At 66.2% G+C, this 20332-nt stretch carries 15 protein-coding genes and 1 CRISPR repeat array; of the genes, 4 read left to right on the top strand and 11 right to left on the bottom strand.

Features of this window, described 5'->3' with window-relative positions; translation table 11 throughout:
- Positions 1-106: 106 nt before the first annotated feature.
- Positions 107-799 (top strand): integrase core domain-containing protein, encoded by a 693-nt coding sequence (locus DGO_RS20470; RefSeq protein ID WP_226991587.1) that lies wholly within the window; start codon positions 107-109, stop codon positions 797-799.
- Here DGO_RS20470 and DGO_RS20475 read toward each other — a convergent pair.
- Positions 770-1663 carry a site-specific integrase gene (locus tag DGO_RS20475; protein ID WP_014695788.1) on the bottom strand — a complete coding sequence of 298 codons (894 nt, stop codon included), beginning with the start codon at positions 1661-1663 and terminating at the stop codon, positions 770-772. The genes DGO_RS20470 and DGO_RS20475 overlap by 30 nt on opposite strands.
- Positions 1664-2156: 493 nt before the next feature.
- Between DGO_RS20475 and DGO_RS20480 the strand changes: the two genes are divergently transcribed.
- Positions 2157-2894, top strand: coding sequence for a hypothetical protein (locus tag DGO_RS20480; protein WP_014695790.1), 738 nt, complete (start codon positions 2157-2159; stop codon positions 2892-2894).
- Here DGO_RS20480 and DGO_RS23650 read toward each other — a convergent pair.
- Positions 2843-3550 (bottom strand): hypothetical protein, encoded by a 708-nt coding sequence (locus tag DGO_RS23650; RefSeq protein ID WP_043805238.1) that lies wholly within the window; start codon positions 3548-3550, stop codon positions 2843-2845. The genes DGO_RS20480 and DGO_RS23650 overlap by 52 nt on opposite strands.
- Before the next feature lie 669 nt (positions 3551-4219).
- Between DGO_RS23650 and DGO_RS24725 the strand changes: the two genes are divergently transcribed.
- Complete coding sequence (locus DGO_RS24725; protein WP_014695794.1) at positions 4220-4354, top strand: hypothetical protein; 135 nt, start codon at positions 4220-4222, stop codon at positions 4352-4354.
- Positions 4355-4427: 73 nt separating this feature from the next.
- Positions 4428-7627: direct repeats of the CRISPR family, unit length 29 nt; unit sequence CGGTCCATCCCCACGCCTGTGGGGAACGC.
- Positions 7628-7695: 68 nt separating this feature from the next.
- Here DGO_RS24725 and cas2e read toward each other — a convergent pair.
- The 9 genes from cas2e to DGO_RS20530 form a co-directional block, all read right to left on the bottom strand.
- Complete coding sequence (gene cas2e / locus DGO_RS20490; RefSeq protein WP_014695799.1) at positions 7696-8019, bottom strand: type I-E CRISPR-associated endoribonuclease Cas2e; 324 nt, start codon at positions 8017-8019, stop codon at positions 7696-7698.
- 5 nt (positions 8020-8024) lie between these two features.
- Complete coding sequence (gene cas1e, locus DGO_RS20495; protein ID WP_014695800.1) at positions 8025-8963, bottom strand: type I-E CRISPR-associated endonuclease Cas1e; 939 nt, start codon at positions 8961-8963, stop codon at positions 8025-8027.
- Positions 8960-9631, bottom strand: coding sequence for a type I-E CRISPR-associated protein Cas6/Cse3/CasE (cas6e, locus tag DGO_RS20500; protein ID WP_014695801.1), 672 nt, complete (start codon positions 9629-9631; stop codon positions 8960-8962). Before cas6e ends, cas1e begins: the two co-directional genes overlap by 4 nt.
- On the bottom strand, positions 9628-10323 hold the full coding sequence (gene cas5e, locus DGO_RS20505; protein WP_043805240.1) for a type I-E CRISPR-associated protein Cas5/CasD: 696 nt from the start codon (positions 10321-10323) through the stop codon (positions 9628-9630). The genes cas6e and cas5e overlap by 4 nt, the downstream gene beginning before the upstream one ends.
- Positions 10320-11489 (bottom strand): type I-E CRISPR-associated protein Cas7/Cse4/CasC, encoded by a 1170-nt coding sequence (gene cas7e / locus DGO_RS20510; protein WP_043805242.1) that lies wholly within the window; start codon positions 11487-11489, stop codon positions 10320-10322. Before cas7e ends, cas5e begins: the two co-directional genes overlap by 4 nt.
- Positions 11486-12142, bottom strand: coding sequence for a type I-E CRISPR-associated protein Cse2/CasB (casB, locus tag DGO_RS20515; RefSeq protein ID WP_014695804.1), 657 nt, complete (start codon positions 12140-12142; stop codon positions 11486-11488). Before casB ends, cas7e begins: the two co-directional genes overlap by 4 nt.
- Positions 12139-13854: a type I-E CRISPR-associated protein Cse1/CasA gene (gene casA, locus DGO_RS20520; RefSeq protein ID WP_014695805.1), complete on the bottom strand. Its 1716-nt coding sequence runs from the start codon at positions 13852-13854 to the stop codon at positions 12139-12141. The genes casB and casA overlap by 4 nt, the downstream gene beginning before the upstream one ends.
- Positions 13855-13868: 14 nt before the next feature.
- Positions 13869-14894, bottom strand: a complete 1026-nt coding sequence (locus DGO_RS20525) for a helix-turn-helix transcriptional regulator (RefSeq protein WP_014695806.1) — start codon at positions 14892-14894, stop codon at positions 13869-13871.
- Between the two features lie 75 nt (positions 14895-14969).
- Entirely contained in the window at positions 14970-16649 is a 1680-nt protein-coding gene (locus DGO_RS20530) for a tetratricopeptide repeat protein (RefSeq protein WP_226991588.1), read from the bottom strand.
- A gap of 629 nt (positions 16650-17278) precedes the next feature.
- Between DGO_RS20530 and DGO_RS20535 the strand changes: the two genes are divergently transcribed.
- Positions 17279-20233, top strand: a complete 2955-nt coding sequence (locus tag DGO_RS20535; RefSeq protein WP_014695809.1) for a CRISPR-associated helicase/endonuclease Cas3 — start codon at positions 17279-17281, stop codon at positions 20231-20233.
- Positions 20234-20332: the final 99 nt, after the last annotated feature.

Here is a 20332-nt window from a genome sequence, read left to right on the forward strand (position 1 = left end):
TAAATTCAAGCTCGGTACCCGCCGTACTGGGCGGCTCCGGGAACATCAGCACAGCGCGTCGACGCGCTGTGCCAGGCAAGAGCACCGTGATGCGCTGTACGAGAAGGTGCGCCAGGCGGCACTGCAACACCCGACCTCCGGGTATCGGCTGCTGTACCAGGAATTCAAGGCCCAGGGCGAAGAGATTGGATTACACAAGATTCGCGTGGCCTTGGGCGAGTTGCATCTCCACCCACCGCTGCCACGGAAAACTCGGAAACCTTCGGAGAAGGTTTCCACGCCACAGGATTGGCCCGCAGGTCGACGGGTGCAGATCGACGCGACCCGTCTTTCCTTACCCGATGGGGTCTGCTGGATCTACTTCGTGCTGGACGTCCCTTCACGGGTAGTCCTGGCCAGCCGGGTGGTCCGGAGCCTGTCAATGCACCTCGCCAAGCTGACGCTTGACGAAGCGGTTGGTGTGCTGCGTGCTCAGGGGCACCACGAGACTCTCGTGGTGCAGAGCGATGGAGGCAGTGATTTCACCAGTGACCTCTTTCAACAGAGCTGTTTGAAATACGGCAGCTGGGTGCGCTGCAAGGTCTCCCAGCCGGGGGGAACCGGACTCCTGGAACGCCTCAACCGGACCTACAAGTATCAGTTTGCCTTCCGCCAGGACTGGCAGTCCATGGCCGATGTCCGGACCGCCATGCCGGACTTTCACCGCTGGTACAACCACGAGCGCCGTCATTCGGCGCTCGACTACGCCACGCCTTGGTCTACACTCACTTCATCGGCAAACGCTCGCAACGCCGCTTGAAGTCAAACCTGGAGCATTACCCACCCGAGTGAAGTCGCCGGTCGCTTCGTAGAGCATCGTGCCGGAAGTTTTGCGGGCGGCATGGAAGCCCCGGAAGCGTCCGGCCAGGCCCGCGCGCTCGAACGCGCGGCGCATCTGCCGGGCGGCCGTGTTGTAGGAGAGGCCGGGGAAGTGAGGACCGACCGGCAGATCGAGGAGCGCTTCACGGACGCGGCGACCGAGGGGGACAAGACGAATCTTGCCCCCTTTGCCGGTGACGCTCAACTCATGGCCTTCCTGATCCCAGCTGCAACTGGCGAGGGCCTCGCTCACCCGCAGACCGGAGTGGGCACAGAGCAGGAGCAGGGCCCGGAGCTGGGGCGTGCAATACGGGAGGACCTGTTCGATCTCTTCCATGTAGGGAGGGTTCTTGACAATGCCCGGTGTGGGGTCCGCGGGGGCCGAGGTGTCGGTGAACGGATCGAGCTGAGTCACGCCCGCCCACCTCAGCGCACGGTAGAGGGCACGGGCGCCGGCGAAGTACTGCGCGACCGAAGCAGGGGCCAAGTGACCAATACCGCCCCGACCCGGGGAGGTCTGCAGGTGGGCGAGGTAACGACCGCCGTCGCGGTGGCCGGGGCGGAGCAGCTGCATCCCATTCGCCTGAGCCCAGGGGACGAAGGTGCGCACGGCGAGTTGGTAGGCGGCGACCGTCTTGGGGCTGGTGCGTGCACCGTTCTTGCTGCCGGCGTGGAGGTAAGCGGTGAGGACCTGGGTCAGGGCTTGGGTGTCGTAGGTGGCGGCGGCTTCGGTGGCCCGGACCCGGAGGACTTGGTCAGTCAGATCGGCCCAGGCGAGGGCGGTGCCAGTGCGGGCGAGGGTCATGGAGGGAGGGTAGCGCGGTGTCCCACTAATCGACCTTAGACACCACCCAGTACCTAAATTAGTCACCGCCCCCTTGCAGATTAGTCACCACTCTCCCGAAGACACCCCCTGCCCGAATCTGATCGGACCGCTTTGCGTAGCTGGCGGTTTTGTGTTCCAACTAGTTGGCGGAGCTGGCGTAAACAGGTTCCGAATTATCGGCGGAGCTGGCGTAAATTTGTTCCAATTAGTTGGCGTAGTTGGCGGTTTCTTGTTCCGAATTATCGGCATAGCTGGCGGTTTCTTATTCCGATTAGTCGGGAACCCCTCCTCAAATTAATCGGCGGAGTTGGCGGAAACAGGTTCCGAAGACAGTCATCGACTGCGTTTTGTCGTGCAAAACGCGCAACTCGATGTATCCTCTACCCTTCAACCGCGTACCCCCAATTTGCCCTCCCACACGGCCTGGAACCTTTACATCGACCCTTTTGGCTATGACCCTTAGCATGACCTCGTGCCCGACCCCTCTCCAACCCTGCATCCCGCCCAACAAAAGGCCAAGCTCCGACGCCTCATCGGCACCCACGGGGTCTACACGACCGTGCAGCTCGAACGTCTCGGCCTCCTGCGCGCGGCCGAGTGGTTGGGCCTGCGGCAGGTCACCCACACCCGGCGCACCAGCATCGTCCAGCCCTCCAGCGAGCGCGACCTGACCTTCGTGCTCGGCGAGCAGGTCAACGCTCAGTTGCCCGGCCGCGAACTCATGCACAAGGCAGGGGTCGCCGAGGCGTACCTGCGTCTGGAGTTTCGCGACGACCTCCACCACCGCTCCACCCCACCCAAGCTCACGCCGCGCGAACGTCAGGCCATGCCCGACGCCTTCGGCTGTCTCACGGAGCTGAACCCGGTGGACGATTACGCCAAGCATTACCTCCTCGAACTCGACGCCGGATACACCCGCGCCCGCATCCGCCGCAAGCTCCGAGGCTTCGACCAGTTGCCCCTGCTGAAGCCCAGAGACGGCTGGCTCATCTGGGCCACCACAGTGAACCTGCGCGTCGAAACCCTGGTCCCTTTGGTCGCGGCGGAGTACAAGCGCAAGCCCTTCGAGCGCATCGACTGCATCACCTTCCTCTTCGTCGACTTCTGGAGCGCGGGGAACCCGTACGTCCGTGGCCGCCGCTTCACCAAGCTGATGCGTTACGACCTGGACTGTCGGGGACTCGCTCCCAGTTCCGGCAGCGGCAGGTGAATCACGCGCACCATGTTGTCCACCGAGCGCCAGGACATCCGGTCCAGGTACCGCAGGTCTGCCTCGTGCCGCTGCAGGTCTGGCACCGCGATGATCAGCGGGTGCTTCCACGTGTTCACGGACCGGAGGTAGCTCTCCACGAGTCTGCGGAAGCGCTGGCTCCGGAGCCCCCCGTTCGCGACGGTGGCGTAGAGCCGGGGACGGCCCAACACCTCCCGGTGCGTCGCCATGTGGTACCCCGCACCGTGCACCTCCCAGAGGCGTGCGTATTCCTCGTCCGGGACCTGCATGGTCGTGTAGACGATCGCGTCCGAGTACCGGCGCTCGTGTACCGCGCTCTTGTGCCCGTGCCGCTTGTACTGATGGCTGTAGACCCGGTAGCCCTCGCGCTCTAGCAGGAAGCGGGCATCGTTGTGATAGGCCCGGTCGGTCACGGCGTCCGGACCCGTCAGGTGAACAGGATCAAACTCGCTGTACGCTGCTCGCCCCTTGGGGGTGAGCAGGGCGACGGGGCCGTAGAGGGTGTGCATCTCCCGAGCGAGGCCGGCCGCGATGACCTGCGGCAGGGGCGTCCCCTGGAGGGTGAGGGAGCGCATGGGGCCATAGATGGCGAGGGCGGAGAGGAGGTCGTGGTCGTTCCAAGGAATGTCAGTCACCCGGGTACCGTACGTGCGCTTGGGGTGACCTCCAGCCTTGGCGGCAAGGGACTTGGCCTGGGCAGAGCACAACACGGGCGGCGGAAGGTAGGCCAAACAAAAAAAGCCCCCACCCCTGTCCTTGGCCAAGTGCCCGGACAGGGGTGGGGGCTTGCTCATATGAGGTTGATGCAAGGAAAGACGGGCGGGCCCAGCTTGGGTCAAGGTGACGGATCGGGCCGGGACCTTCGGCTGCAGTCGCGGCTTGACCCAGGTGTCATAGGCGTTCTGCAATCCGGCGATCAGGGTGCATAAGGTTTGGGTGGTGAGCCCACCCGCGCAGAGGAGCCGAGCGGCAGGAAGCCAGGTATGGCCGCAGCAGCTGCGCGAGTACCAGGAGCACCAGGTTACGCGCTCGTGCCCTTGATCTCCAGCGCGAACCTCAGGGAGAAAATCCTGGTCAGTCCAAGGGGGGCTATCCCCTGGTCACCGGACCTGCACTTGGGGTGACCTCCAGCCTTGGCGGCAACGACTTGGCTCAGTCAGAGCACAGCACGGGCAGCGGAAGGTAGGCCAAATAAGAAAGCCCCGCCCCTGTCCGTGCCCGAATGTCGGGATAGAGGCTGGGGCTTACTCATCAGGACAACGCAGCATGAGACAAGCAGGCTCAGCTGAGGTCAATGCCCAGTAATGAATGTCGCGATCTTCCCCTTCCGTCGTAACTTTACCCAGGTGTCGCAGACGCGCAGCAATCTGGCGATCAAGGTGTACAAGATCCGTGCGGTGAGTCTCTTTCGCAAGGGGCTATTCGGGGTCGCTGCCTAAGCATGTTTGCCCAGAGTCCCCCCATACCTGTGAGGGACGCCATGTGCCGCCTGCCCAAGTGCCACCCTGAGCCGGTCCCATCCCCACGCCTGTGGGGAACGCAAGGGCACTGGGAAGACGATCATCGACAGCAACGGTCCATCCCCACGCCTGTGGGGAATGCGCCTCCTCGACCATCTGGTAGAAGCGGCAGTCCGGTCCATCCCCACGCCTGTGGGGAACGCCAGCCAGACGAGAACCATTCCCACTAATCCCCCGGTCCAGCCCCACGCCTGTGGGGAACGCTCACGTAGTTTGCGGATGTTGTCAGTCTCCACCGGTCCAGCCCCACGCCTGTGGGGAACGCTGCATGTTCAGGTTGAGGTTCATGGGATGCTCCGGTCCATCCCCACGCCTGTGGGGAACGCGACCTGGGAATCAGCCCTTTCATGGAGGAGAACGGTCCATCCCCACGCCTGTGGGGAACGCTTCGTATCAACGGGTCACAACTCTACGCCATTCGGTCCATCCCCACGCCTGTGGGGAACGCCACCACGGCTGCGCCAGATCCTCGCCAGCTCTCGGTCCATCCCCACGCCTGTGGGGAACGCGGCCGGCCGCCGGGCCGCCGCGCCGCCGGAACCGGTCCATCCCCACGCCTGTGGGGAACGCGGGCCAGTAATGAGGGCATCACCGTTCAGGCCCGGTCCATCCCCACGCCTGTGGGGAACGCCAGCCGACCAAAGTCGCCCCGTCCGAGTTTGCCGGTCCATCCCCACGCCTGTGGGGAACACAGGTGAACGCCGTGTCAGAGGAACAGGGCGGGCGGTCCATCCCCACGCCTGTGGGGAACGCCAGATAGGGCTGATCCCCCTGGAGCAGGGCGTCGGTCCATCCCCACGCCTGTGGGGAACGCGGCGAGCGCGTCCGGCGTGAGGTAGACCGTCACGGTCCATCCCCACGCCTGTGGGGAACGCAGCAGGGGGTCGGTGAACGTCTCGATGATGTACGGTCCATCCCCACGCCTGTGGGGAACGCAGGGCCTGGAAGACGCCGAACTGAAGACCGCGCGGTCCATCCCCACGCCTGTGGGGAACGCTCATGCCCAAAGTGGCCCAGGCGAAAGCCAAACGGTCCATCCCCACGCCTGTGGGGAACGCAAATACTGCTCGATGTCCTGGCGCTTGGGCATCGGTCCATCCCCACGCCTGTGGGGAACGCGGCTCGGACACGGACGCCGTGCTGGAGAAGACCGGTCCATCCCCACGCCTGTGGGGAACGCGAATGGGGCGGGCTCAGGGGGAGTCGGTCAGACGGTCCATCCCCACGCCTGTGGGGAACGCGTGCAACATAACAACGGAAACCCGCGCCCACCCGGTCCATCCCCACGCCTGTGGGGAACGCAAAGAAGGCGAGTTCAAGAGCATCGCGCCGTCCGGTCCATCCCCACGCCTGTGGGGAACGCGACTACGCGCAGGGCCTGGAGGCGCTGGCCAACGGTCCATCCCCACGCCTGTGGGGAACGCAGCCCCTCAAGCCTAGTCGTGCACGGACAGGGCGGTCCATCCCCACGCCTGTGGGGAACGCCGCAGAACGCCAGCCACGCCCACCGCCTCACGGGTCCATCCCCACGCCTGTGGGGAACGCCCGATCCAGCCGCGCGCGGCTGGGCTGAGTCCCGGTCCATCCCCACGCCTGTGGGGAACGCGTTAGCCTCGCCGGACAGAATGAACGCGGCGACGGTCCATCCCCACGCCTGTGGGGAACGCCACATCCCAGAGGTACTCGCCCTCTAGGCAGACGGTCCATCCCCACGCCTGTGGGGAACGCGGTGTAGCTCGAGATGCCGAGGATCCCGGCCACGGTCCATCCCCACGCCTGTGGGGAACGCGGTGTAGCTCGAGATGCCGAGGATCCCGGCCACGGTCCATCCCCACGCCTGTGGGGAACGCGCCATCGGACTGCCCCCCACCTGCGGGGCCGCCGGTCCATCCCCACGCCTGTGGGGAACGCTAGGGCGTCTTGATCCGCAGGCGCCCAATACCCGGTCCATCCCCACGCCTGTGGGGAACGCCTCCCCCATGAGGACGTTGCACAGGTCAAGCACGGTCCATCCCCACGCCTGTGGGGAACGCGAGTAGGTCGCGTTCCCCGCTCGTGAGCTTGGCGGTCCATCCCCACGCCTGTGGGGAACGCATGGGGTGCGCGGCTGCTGAGTGGGGCTACTGCGGTCCATCCCCACGCCTGTGGGGAACGCGGGTGCATCCAATGGAGCCCAGTACGCTGCCACGGTCCATCCCCACGCCTGTGGGGAACGCCTGGCCGAAGTTCGCGGCAAGCTGCGAGAGTGCGGTCCATCCCCACGCCTGTGGGGAACGCTGACGGCTACTAAAGGAGGAACCATTATGTCGCGGTCCATCCCCACGCCTGTGGGGAACGCCATGTCGCCGGGGCGTTCCAGAGTGGGGTTGTAGGTCCATCCCCACGCCTGTGGGGAACGCGCCCAGAAATCGCGCGGGGTGGTCCAGTCGTGCGGTCCATCCCCACGCCTGTGGGGAACGCGCCAGCTTCAAGGCAGAGCTGAGGAAGCGCGGCGGTCCATCCCCACGCCTGTGGGGAACGCTGCGGGATGACCGCACCCCATGGGGTGAATTACGGTCCATCCCCACGCCTGTGGGGAACGCGTTCGGTAGCTCTGGAACTCGGGAGTAATGCACGGTCCATCCCCACGCCTGTGGGGAACGCGTGGCCTGTTCGTCCTGGCGCTTGATCAGGACCGGTCCATCCCCACGCCTGTGGGGAACGCGCAACGCTCGAAGAGGCCCAGGCCGCCGCAGACGGTCCATCCCCACGCCTGTGGGGAACGCGAGCTGGTGCTGCTGCGCGCGCTCGTGCAGGACGGTCCATCCCCACGCCTGTGGGGAACGCCTCAGCCGAGCGGGCGGGACCCATATCGGCGGCGGTCCATCCCCACGCCTGTGGGGAACGCGGATGGAGGCGGAAGCGTGAGCTGGATTGATGCGGTCCATCCCCACGCCTGTGGGGAACGCCACCTGCACGGCCTGGACCTGGAAGAGCTGCACGGTCCATCCCCACGCCTGTGGGGAACGCCGTCGCTTCGTCCTCGTCGCCTCTCCCCCTCCCGGTCCATCCCCACGCCTGTGGGGAACGCAATCTGAACGGAGGCCAGCGAGTCCTAAAAGCCGGTCCATCCCCACGCCTGTGGGGAACGCTGGCGGAGCGGGCGGAGCGTCGTCGTCCAGCTCGGTCCATCCCCACGCCTGTGGGGAACGCACTTCAGAACTACGCTCTTTTCCTAGCGTCAATCCGCCGTAAGGCGCAGGCCCATAGGCGGATACACATTACAATTTGTCATCATCCTCGGGAGGGTCGTATTCCCCCTGCAACTCTATATGACGGGCGTTGCGAATGGCGACGAGTTGGAAGCCGTCAAGGCTCACCAATGTGCGGTGCGGGTCGCCGTACATCCGTACGGCGAAGCCCTGCTCGTTGTTCGCACGGTAAATCTGGGTACAGCGGCCGGTGCGCGCGTTCTGCACGGCCTTATCCCACAATAGATCGCGTACCAAGGCGGTCGCGTTGCCGACATACACGCCGGGCTGCACCTCCATCAGCCAGCGGCTCAGCTCACCCCGCAGCGACGGTGGCACAGCCTCCAACGTCATAACAATCACGCGTGGTTCACGCCGCCTTGCACGTCGCCCAAAGGGTCCCACAGGTCGCCGGGGGCCGTCGGATCAGGGTCCATATCGTCGCCACCAAGTAGGAGGTGGAGGTCGGCTGCCATGCGTTCCAGCAGCCGCAGGTTGGTCATGTGGTCGCGCAGACCGGTACGCACGCGGCGCTCCAGGTCGTCGCCAGGCGTGGCCGCTTCGCGGAAGGCAGTAGGTAGCACCACCTCAATTTTGTAGAGGTCGGCCACATCGTACACAAAGGACAGCATTTTGCCGGTATGCACAAACCCCAGCGCTGGACTATAGCCAGTCGCCAGGATCGCTGCGTGCGCCAGCCCGTACACGCAGGCGTTGCCCGCACTCAGGGCCTTGTTAATGGGCGTGGCGCGCTCCCAGTCGGTCTGCTTGTACTGGCGTTGTTCCCACCTGACGCCGTAGGCCCTGCTGTAGCGGGCATAAGCGTCACGTACCCGCGCCCCCTCATGGCCGCGAATCTGCTGGAGGGTCAGGCCATCGGGGAGGCCGCCGGGAAAGCGCATGGCGTACATCTGCCGCACGACGCGCAGCCGGGTATCGGGGTTGGCCCACAGCCGGGCCTGCCGTTGCAGACGCAGGGCGCTGCGGCTCTCGCCCAGGCCGCTGGCGTACAAGCGTACGCCGCCCTCACCCACCCACAGCACCGAGCAGCCCGTGTCTGAGAGTGCCTTGACGGCCTCGTGACTGACCGAGCAGCCCGGCCCCAGCAGCAATACACCCAGACTGGCAACTGGCAACGTGATCATGCCCTCGGGATGATAGGCCCGCACACCTCGGCCATCTTGTTCCAGCCGCGTATGTTCGAGGTACAGATACGAAGTCCCGTCCCTGAATTTAGGTAACTCGCGCAGGTTCTGGCGGTGCCAGATGATGCCGTTTCCAGCGCCATTCCCCGTCATGGCGCGAGACTCAGCAGGCCGCAGCCCAGACTCTTGGCGTGACCTAGGCCACCACGCACGGCTCCTGCCAGCGCCACCGGGTTGAGCACTTGCAAAGCGCCCTCAAAGGCCACGGTATACAGCGTGATGGTCGTGCGGCCCTTGCGCGTCCGTACCCGCCCCGTCCCAGTAATGTCGGCCCCCAACACCTCAAAACCGTGACGGTCGCCCTGGCGATCCAGCCAAGCCAACTGTTCATCGGGATGGTGCAGGCCGTGGCGGGCCGTGTGGCCGCGCTCGTCGACACGCCGTACCGTCACGTTGGCATGCAACCGGAAGTGCAGCACGCGCCCCGGCGTCAGGGCGTGGCGCAGATCCAGCGTCCGCACCTCCCAGCCGCTCAGGTACCCGGGGTCGCGGGCATTCAGCGCGCCCCAGTCGGGTGGGGTCACGCTCTGGACAAGGAGGGCAGGTACGGCCTCACCCGTCTCGGGGTCAGCGGCCACCTCGCGCCGCCACAGCAGCCGTTCGCCATCCGGAAGTAATGTGTCCGGCTGTCCCGCGCCTGGAAAGGCCCAGCGTAGCGTCTGGTGCAGGGCGTAGGGGCTGCCCAGGTCGCGCGCCGTATGTTGGTGCTGTGCACTAGGAAAGAGGCGCGACAAGTGCAGAGGAATTGCCTGAACGGTCATGTCGTCACCTTCTGGAATGGATACGGCTGGGGCGAGTGCAGAGCGGGTAGCATTTCGGTCCACCCCACCACGTCGCGAAGGGTGTAGCGGCGCTGCGCGAAGGGGGCCGCTGGGTCGTCGCGGCGCTCGCCGGGCGTGACATGCCGCAATGGCCCCGGCCCCTCGCGGCGATCCACCATAAAGCGGTAAGGGCCATCGCTATCGCCCGTACGGCGCAGGGTGGGCGCGTCCCGCAGGGTGTCCAGCAATGGGCTGGTACGCAGGGCCTCAGGCCACCACAGCGGCACACTGGGTACGAAGGCCTTGCGGCCCAGGCTCAGGGGCCAGTAGGGATTGCGCAGAGCCGCGTGCAAATCGGCCAGCAGCTCCGGGTCACCCGATAGGGCCGCCCAGAAGGCTGCGTCCGATAGATAGGCCCGCCGCGTCAAGCTGGTTTCGGCCTTACGGCTGCCTGGGTAGAGCTGCGCGGTGTGGTAATCGTGCAGGGGTAGCCCCGGCCGGTCCACCCGCACTCCGAAGGCCAGAGCTGCGAGATGCGTGACTGGTTCAGCGCGGTCGATGCCCAGAGCCGCCGCCGCCAGCCCCAGCACACCACTCTTGGTTGGCTCGGCCTCGGTGTCGCGGTCGTCGAAGCGGCTGCGCGTGCCCCACGACTGCATAGAGCCAGCCAGGGGAATCAGGAGGGTCTTCACCCCCGCGCCGCCTTCAGGGTGGCAAAGATGGTACGGGCATCGGCCACCGTCGCCTCAATGAGGGCCTGCACGCTAGGCTGCGCGTCTCCCAGCGGCCCAAAAGTCTGCTCGTCCACCGCGTTGACATACCGTCCCCGGCCCTCGTCTCCAAAAATCCGGTCCTGCCGCAGCTTCTCGGCAGCCAGCCCCTGCATGCTGGGGTTCAGGAAGCCCTCGGTGCTGGCCTTCACGGCCTTCTCGAAGGCGTTGGCAAGGTTACGCGGGCTGGCGTTCTCGCGCACGACTTGTACCATCAGCCCCGGTGCATTGTGGGCGGCAAAGGTGTTCTGCTTGCCGGACGGCGCGGCGTAGATGCTGGCCTCCAAGAAGGCGCGTAGGCCGCGCTCGGCCAGTTCAGCGTCGCCGCCCAGATTGTCCAGCAGCTTCTGGAGATCCACACAGGCGTAGCGGTAGTACGTCGCGCTGCCGAACTCGACCGTGCCCAGCATGTCGGCCCCCGCCGTGTCAGACGGCTTAAGATCATCCACCGCCGTATAGAAGTCGAACTCGCGGCCCCGCATAGCATGCGTGCCCAGGGCGTGAGCTACCTGCGCCGCCGCGTCAGCGTTCTTTTCGGGGAGATCAGCCAGCATTCGCCCGAAGAGGGCCACGTCCACAGCGCGCGAGCCGTTCAGGGCTTTATCCAACTCTTTGGCGAGGTCGCCGGGTAGAGCCGTCTTCTTGCTCTTGGCCTTCTTACTACCCATCTCGGCCGGACCCTCACTCAACACGTCCCAGTGGGTATCGATCAGGGCAGCCACCCGGTTCAGCTCGTCGCGGCCCAGGAACAGCAGGTACTGGCTCTTACCCTCCTTGACGGGTAAGCCCAAGCCACCCAGCGCCGTCTCGGCGGCAGCCAGGGCGGCGGTCTCATCACGCTGGTGGTTCCTGTGCAGAATGCGAGCGATTTCTTCGTGTGCCCGTTTGGTCCGCTCGCCCATTTCGTCGGGCGTGAGGGTCCCCCGCGCCTTGAAGTCCATCCGCATGGCCCGCTTGAAGCTCTGCGAGCTGACGCGCGCCCGCCGTGTACCGCCGAAATAGGCGTCCTTGGGGCTGCCGGTATCGTCGCGGTTGAGGTTGCTAGGCGCGAAGTTCTGGAGATAGTGCAATTCTAGAAGGGCTTTCACAGCGTATCGTCTCCTTCGTCCTCGTCGGGGAGGGTGGGGTCGGGGCGCGGGGGCAAGTTGGGGGCCGGGGTCTCGCTCTGGGCAGACGTTTCGGCAGGGTCGGTGTCCGGCAGACGCTCGGCGCGGCGGTAGAAGTCACGTGCCCAGCGGCGGCGCACCTCGTCTCCGTACTCGTCGTGGTCCCATAGGTTCACGTCACGCAGCAGTTGCACCCAGTCGGGGGTGTGGTCGCCTGCATGCAGCAGGGTCACGGCCTGGCGCAGCGCGTAGGGTAGAGCATCGGTGTCGGCGTCCAGCAGGGCTAGAAAGCGTTTTTCGGTGCTGGGGCGCTGGTCCTGCGCCAGATACAGCCCGCCAAAGGTCTGCCCGAACGACTCGCGCCGCTCCGGGGCCGGGGCTTCGGTTTCCGTGGTGTCGTCCGGGCGCTCAACCAGGGCGTACAGCCCAGCAACAAGCGCCAGCGCCTGCCACTGCCCTGCTCCCGGTGTGCCCAGACCCGAGCGGAGGAACACGCCTGCCAGCCAGGGCACGCTCTGGCCGGGGCGGTCGTCACCCAGCGAGCGCCGGAGCTGGGCCAGTTGTCCCCGGTCCAGCCGCGACAGGTGGCGTACCAGCCTCTCGTGGGGTGTGGCTTCGGGTGCGGTCTGGGTCATGGGGTGGCCTCCTGGGTGGGGCTGGAATCTGGGGTCGGGGGCGGGGCCGTGCCGGCATGCAGAGCCTTCAGGGCGTACTCCAGGGTGGCCTGCGGGCTGAGCTGGAGCTTGCCCTGCACGCGGCGCGGGCGGTACGCGTAGCCGTGGACCGCGCCGCCTGCTCCGACCCCCTGAAGGTTGAGGCCCCAGGCCCGCCTCGCTTCGCGCGTCACGGCCCCGCGCCAGTCGGTCAGGGCCGTGTCCGGGGTGTCCAGATCGGCCAGCAGCACGCGGAAGGGGTGTTCCAGCGCTGCCCAGTACGCCCCCAAGCCGGGCAGGGTCTGCACGAGGTCGGCCAGATCGTCCTTGTGAGGTTCACGTTCTCCGCCGCGCGACAGGACTTCGGCCGCGAGCTTGCGGGTCGCACCACGCAGGCCGTCGGCTACGGCTTTTGCACCGCTCAGGGCGTTGTGGATGTGGTCCGCGAATCCGGCTTCATCGGTCACGAAGGCTTCGGGCAGCGTGTAGGTTTCCTGCCGGTACGCGAAGGCCTTGCCCTGGTCGCTGAGCAACCCGGTCACACTCAGGCCTAGGGTCTGGGACCGCCCCGCCTCGCGCAGCAGCTCACGGGCCCCGGTCAGGATGGCAGGGGGGCGCCCGGTGCGCTCGCTGAAAGTCGCGGTCTGTCCTCCGCCCTTTCCCCGGATCTTCGTGGCATATTCGACGTGTGGGTCGGGCAGCAGAGCGCTCAGGTCGCGCCACAGCAGTTGCTCGCGCCGTAGCTTGAGAGGAAAATACTCCGGCTTCTTAGGGTCGGCGGGCGGGCGCAGCGTGACCATCGGATCGATGGCTGCGCCCTCGCCCTCGGGTGCCCCCACGAACGGCACCCCCGCCGCAAAGCCGATGGCTGTGACCCGGACCACTCCGGCATCGTCCACCTCCGGCACCAGCCGCACACTGCGAGCCGGCCAAGTGTAGCGGTCGGCCCAGCCTAGCGGGGTTTCGGTGGCCTCGTCCTCGTACAGTTCGCGCATGAACTGCACTGTCAGCGGTTCGCGCTCCCACACGGCACGGTCGCGGCCCTGCGCTGCGTAGACTGGCAGGTTCAGGCACAGCGTCTCGTGCAGGTCGCGGCCCTGCGCGGCACTCAGAGCGAAGGTGGCGACGGGCGCGGCCTTCGCTGCTGTCGTAAAGCGTTTGATCAGCCCACCCAGCAGGAAGGTCTGCCCCTCGACCAGTCGCCGCGCCGCCTCGGCAGGAGTCAGGGCGTCGGTGCGCTCGCCGCCAGGCCGGGCCGCCACGTTGAACAGCGGCGAAGTGTTGGCGCTGCCCACCTCGGTGCCTAGGCGCGTCCAGTGGCTGCGGTATTTGCCCCCTTCCAGGTCCGGGGTCAGATCACGCACCTGCCAGAAGGGACGCTCGGGGTGGAACAAATCAAAGCCCTCTTCCCACTCCGCGAAATACGCCTCCAGCTTCTCGGCCGGAAAGCCGTTTAGGAACCATCTGGCGGTTTCCTCGGCGTTGCGGGGCCCGGCCAAGGCGCGGTGCAGCAGCGCGAGGCTCAGGCGCAGCAGCGCCACCGTGACCAGAGGCGAGGGGTCGTCGATGCAGCTCAGGTCGCGGGCGCGCAGCAGCAACTCACGCAGGCCCACCTCCCGGATGGGGCCACCGCCGACAGGCCGGACAGGAATCCAGGGTTCGTGCAGCAGATTGAACGTGGGTGGACTGTTCATACGGACCTCCGGAGTCAGGGCAAAGCGGCGGGGTGGTCGTAGCGGCTTAGGGCATCGCGTAATTCCTGGAGCCACGCCTCGCGCACGGCGGGCGGTGACAGCACTTCGGCGCGCGGTCCCCAGCTGAGCAGAAAGGGCAGTAGCTCGCGCGGGGTGCCGGTCGCATCTATGCCGGCCCGGAACTCCATCTCGACCGCGCCGTCGCGGCGGATGAGGGTGGCGTTGGGAAAGCCGCCTTCCAGCACGCGGTACGCGGCCTCGGGGGCAAAACGCACGGTGACAGTCACGGTCGCCCCGCCGCCAATAACGCCCCAGGCGTCACTGAGAAAGGCGCGCGGATCGAAGTCGGGGTCCGGTTCATAGCGGTCAGGATGCAGGGCGAGGTTGTGCATCCGCGAAAGCTTGAAGGTCCGCACCTGTCCCCGTCGCCGCCTTTCGAGCCCGATCACGTAGGGCGCGAGGTTGGTCCGGCTGATCTCGATGAAGTAGACGCATAATTCGTTGCCAGTCTCGGTATCGCCATTGGGCCGGCGGTAGTCGAAACTCAGGACGCGACTGTCTATCCAGGCAGAGGCCACCCATTCCATGTGGCGCTCGGTGAAGGGCGTCGCACCGGTGTCATTCACGCTGGCGTTCAGGGTGTAGCGGATGTGCTCGGGCAACATCATGGAAATGCGCTGGAGGGCCTCGCGGTAGTGGCTGTTCAGTGCGGGGGCGTGGTGGTGCGCCAGCCGGAGGGCCGCATATGCCGCCAGCGCCTCAACTGGGCGCAGCAAAGTGCCGTGCTTGGAAATCGAGTAGGTCTTGCCCCGGCGGTTCACACTATCGGGACCCATATGGCTAAGGGCGTCGATGTCCCGCTGGATACTGCGCTGGCAGACATCATATTTGCGCGCCAGTTCGGCGGTGGTCCAGGGCCGGGCCTGGAGATCGTCGCGCAGCCGCGACAACCGCTTGGCCTTATCCCAAATTTTGGTCTGCCGCAGGTTGGGGGTACGCGGCGGTGGGTCAGCGGGCACAGCGCCTGTGGGGTCGCTCATGCCACGTAGCGTGACCTATGGATGTCTCAGTGGCGTCGCATCAGGCGAGACCCATGCCATATCGCGCAGCAAATCTCAGTCCCGCTGAAGCAACTCCTGCTCACGCTCTAAGACCCAGGGCAAGTGGACTCCACGCATGAACATCTCGACGCTGCAGCTCCCTCTCCCAAGGTCGCTGGTCCAGCGTGCCGAGCGGTCGAGGAGATAGGTGCCCATGTCGTAGCGCACGCTGCCTGGCCATCCGAGCGCTGTCCGCAGGTTACGAACTACCCGAGATACGCGCTGCCCAGCCAGGCGCTTGGTGCGGGGCGTGCGGTCGTCAAGCACAGCCATCAAGCTCTCAGTCCTAAGGTCACCATCGAGAACCAAGGCAGCCAGCAGGGTCACCTCCAGATCACTCAGGCGTACGCGCCGGCTGTTCACAGTGACCTCCGGTACGCCGAGCAGTCGCAAATGCACATGTGGCTGCTCGGGCCTGGGAAGGCGGTGGGGCCGCTGCTCGGGGGACAGCAATGCGAATAGCGCTGCGAAGGCATGTGCTTCCTCGCGCACCCACAAAGCTTCGGGATTCAGGGAGACCAGAAGGCGCGCCGCTTCATCGGGCTGGCCCTCACGGCGGGCGAGTTCGGCGCGGACGATCAAAGCGCGTTCGGCATCTTCTCGGTCGGGGGTATCGGCGCGTTCCAGATAGCCGCGCACAGCAGCCGGATCGAGTAGGGTGCTGTCCAGCAGCGCAGCAGCGAGGTCCACATTCACCCACGAACGCCCGTGGGCGAGGTCGGCGTCAGTGGTTTGGGCCGCCTGTTGCAGGGTGTCGAGCGCCCGCATGGACTGACCCGACAAGCGCTGCGTATAGCCTAGCCCGCGTCGGGCGTGCCGAAGATCGTCCTGATCGCCGCTGGTCTGTGCGGCGTTGGCCGCCTGGATATATAGCGCTTCGGCCCGCGCCCACTCGCCCAGGGCGCGCCGGGCGGTCGCCTGCCCGGCCAAAGCGCGGCTACGAAACGCGGTACGCAGCCGCGCCACGTCTTCAAAATAGCCCTCTGCCTCCTCCATCCGGCCGGTACGCAGGCAGATCATGGCCATGTTGTTCAGTGCCCAGGCACGGTAGAAGGTCTGGGTCGGCAGCAGCGCCAGCGCCTGCGAGAAGGCCAGCATCGCCTCCACCTCATGCCCCTGGCCGCTGTACAGGCTGCCCAAATCGATGAGCAGCAAGCCCCTGCTCCAGCCCTCGGTCAGCTTCAGGGCCTCAGCGAAGGACGCGTGCCAGTCGCCTGTCGGATCCAGGCGGTTTAGGGCAAGCCCACGCATACGCCATGCGAGCGCCTGCTCGCGGGGACGCAGATCACCGGGTGAGCGCAGGGCTACGTCGGCCGCCGCCAGCGCCGCCGCATATTCCTCGCGCTGGGTTAGGCCCCAGGCTAGGGGGGGGTACAACCAGGGTGCATCCTTTCCAATAGCAATCTTCTGCCGTACCAGCGCAATGACCTCGTCGGGCTGACCCGTGTTCGTCAGCAGGCGCAGGTGCAGCCGTACGAATGTCGGGTCGCTGTGCTCGCGGTCGGGGAGCCGCAGCAGCAGGGCCAGCAGCTCTTTGGGGGGATGGCCCTCGTTCAGGGCGCGCTCGGCAGTCGTGAGCAACTCGGCGGCGCGGCCCAGGTCCAGCAGCGCCTCCAGCGAGGCCCGCCAGTCCTCCGGGCTGATCCGGACGCCCCGGCGAGGGGCCTGCGGGGCGGAAGAACGGGCGCGGCGCACGGTCCTCAGGGTAGAGCATGGGGCACCGTGAAGCTCCCCAAGGGGTGAACAGCGCAGGCCGAAGTGTTGTCCCCATCATGCAAAAGATCCCTGCGCTGATGTTGCGCAGGGGAAGGAAGTCGATGTCAGAGAAGATATCTCCCAGGCACCACCCGTCGGGGCGGGCCGGGGTCAGCCGCCGCCAGTCCCAATTTTGGCGCCATCGTTGGCCAGGACTGCGGCAGATGCATGGGTCACATGTGGGCGCGCGGTGAGGCCCAGCAGCAGCAGCGCTCCCAGAGTGGCGCTCAGTAGACGGCGGTGGGTATTGGAGACAGCAACGGCGGGGGCGGAGTGGGTCATAAGGACTCCTGGCGCGGGACCGGCCTGGTCCGGCGCGGGACAATGGCTCCCCCTGGCCCCCAGGATTCTGGGAGCCGCACACAGATGCAGTGATGGGGGGCAGGCGGTGGGCCGAAGCAACCGGCAGACGCCACACTTCGGGGCGTCGCCGCAAGAGAGAGTCGTCCTGGACGCTCTTTTCTGCGGTGCCCTCAGCGTGCGGCGCGCCCGCGTCCAAACACGTCGCCCAGTTCACTCACCCGAAATCCGGCTCGGCTCGTCACCCCGCCGGGCGTAGGCTCGGCCCCATGACGCCCCCTACCGTCCCCCCATCTGGCCCCCAGCAGCCCAACGCTCACCAACCCAGCGCCGCTGTGCAGGTGCTGTGGGCGAAGAGTGGCCAGAAGTCGGAAGGTGAGGGCTGGCTGCCCGTGCTGCACCACCTGCTTGACGTGGGGGCCTGCGCCCAGGCCATCCTGGAGCGCGAGCCGCCCTCGACCCGCGCCCTGCTGGCTGCAGATTTCGGCACGGACACTGATACCGCCCTGCGCTGGACCTGTGCGCTGAGTGCCCTACATGATCTGGGCAAAGCCAGCCCAGCCTTTCAGCACAAGGCCGAGGGCCTGGCCCGGCAGGTCTGGCAGGTGCTGCCCTGGCAAGATCACAGCGCCGCGACCCCGCACGGCACGGTGACGCAAGTGTTGCTGCCAGGGTTACTGGCTGAGCACGGCTGGACCTCAGCAGCCTCACAGCGGGTTGCGGCGCGCATAGCTCAGGCCATCGGATGTCACCACGGGCAGCGCGACACCCGGGACCGCGTCCCCGACCGGGGCACTGGCGAAGAGTGGAAAGCCGTACAGAACGAACTCCTGACGCTGGTACTCCAGGCCTTTGGGTTACAGGACGCCCCGCCGCCCCCCATACAGAGCTGGAGTGGCGAGGCCTTCATGCGGCTAGCGGGACTGACCAGTTTTGCCGACTGGGTAGGCAGTTCCTTTGTTCTGGAGGGCGAGCCGGACCCATTGCCCTTCCGCGACCCGGCGGCCTACCTGGAGCAGAAACTCATCCAGGCCCGTGCCGAACTGGACCGCATCGGCTGGACGGTACGCCAACCCCTCGCCCCCGAACTGCGCACGCCGGACGAAACCTTCGCGTATCTGCCCAGCTTCGCGGCGCGGCCCCTCCAGACGCTACTGGCCGAGTTGCTGAATGTCCCTAGCGACCGGCCCGCCCTCGTGCTCGTTGAGGCCCCGATGGGCGAGGGCAAGACCGAGGCGGCGCTGTACGCCCACCTGCAACTTCAGCGGGCGGCGGGGCACCGGGGGCTGTACGTGGCCCTACCCACCCAGGCGACCGGCAACGCCATGTATGGGCGGCTGCGGACCTTCCTAGGCCATCAGGTCACAGCGGGGGGTGGGGAGGCAGTCACAGTTGACCTGCAACTGCTGCACGGCGGGGCAGCGATGCAGGGCACCTATCAGGCTGATTTGGAACGCACGGCGCAGGCTGCTGCCCGCCCGAATACCCAGGCGCCGGCCCGTAGCGCTGAGGAACAGCGACTCTTCCCACTCCCCAATGAGCAAAAGCTTACCGACGAGGCCGAGAGCGTACGGGCAGCCGAGTGGTTTAGCCACCGCAAACGTGCACTTCTGAGCGAATACGGCGTGGGCACAGTGGATCAGGCATTGCTAGGGGTGTTGAACGTCAACCACCAGTTCGTACGGCTATGGGGTATGGGCAATCGCGTGGTGGTGCTCGACGAGGTGCACGCCTACGACACCTACACCACTCAGCTCATCCACGCGCTGTGCCGCTGGCTACGGGCTCTAAATTCCAGCGTAGTCCTCATGAGCGCGACCCTGCCCGACCAGACGCGCCGCGATCTCCTGAACGCCTGGGGGGTCACGCCGGACGCCCCGCCGTGCTACCCACGCCTGACAGTAGCCCGCCTGGGCGACGCCGCGCCAATCTCGCGCCATATTCCTGGTCCACGCCGTAATGTAAAACTGCGCCTACGTCCGCTGGACCCGGAGGTGGCCACCCTGGCTGCGCAAGCCGTCACGCTGGCGGCCCAGGGGGGCACAGTCGCCGTGATCGTGAACACGGTACAGCGCGCCCAGCAAGTGTTCGTGGCGGTGCGCAAGTTACTGGGCGACCGGTTTCAAAGCATGTATCAGGGCAGCAGGCACCCCGAACGGATCGGCGTGCACCTGTACCACGCCCGCTACCCCGCCGACGAACGCCTGGATCGCGAGGAACGCACCCTGCGCTACCTGGGCAAGCAGCCCGCGACCTACACGAGAAAGGGAGCTGTGCACACGGAGGACATGCGCCCTGAGCGCTTCATCCTGATTGCTACGCAAGTAGCCGAGCAGAGCCTGGACTTCGACGCCGACGTAATGATCTCCGACCTCGCGCCCATCGACCTGCTGCTGCAACGCGCGGGCCGCCTGCACCGTCACGCCGCGAACGAGGGTCGGCGAGGTGCACATTGCATCCCTACCCTATATGTCGCCGGGCTGGCCGACTGGCCCAAAGCTGCGCTGGACGCCCACAAGTGGAAGTACATCTACGCCCCGGCGCTCCTATACCGCTCGTGGTACGCGCTGCAGGGCCGGGATACCGTGGCACTGCCAGACGACCTCGACCTACTGGTACAGCGCGTGTACGACCCGCTGTGCCCCGCGCTAGAGGGCCTGACGGACGATCAAGAGCGGACCCTACGCTGCGCCGACCGTGAGCTGAACAGCCTGCGCCGGACCCACATCACCACAGGTGGGCAGGCGCATATCGGCGAGCCAGACACCTTCCTGGAGCTGCCTGTGCAGCCGTCCAGGGGCGAACCGGAGGGCGAGCCGGTGCAGGATGATCCGGCTGCTACAGCCGGAGAAGAGGCGGACGAACCTCGCCTTGGCACCCGCCTAGGCGATGAGAGCCTGCGCATCGTACCCTTGCACCGCTATGACACGGTCTATCTGGATGCGAAGGGACGGGAGACGGCCCAAGTCGCGACGCTGCGACGTGACAACTGGGACTTAGCCCGAAAGATTTATGCTCGCAGCCTGCAGATCTCTAGGCATGACGTGATCGCCGCCCTAAAGGCCAATCCAACGGTACGTGGCAATGAGCACCGGGGCTGGGCAGCCCATCCCCTGCTGCGCGACGCTGAACCGCTTGAACTCGTGAACGGCGAGATCCTCCTCGGGAAGACACGCCTCCGCCTCGATCTGGAGCTGGGTCTAGTCTACGAGCGCCTAGAATGAGCTTGGGCAGGGCGCCCGCGCTGGATGACAATGTGAGCTGGATTTAGATGCACAAGGGATACTTCTAGGTCTTGTGTACAAGATTGGCCACGTATTTCT

It is taken from the genome of Deinococcus gobiensis I-0 (assembly GCF_000252445.1).
Taxonomy (GTDB): Bacteria; Deinococcota; Deinococci; order Deinococcales; family Deinococcaceae; genus Deinococcus; species Deinococcus gobiensis.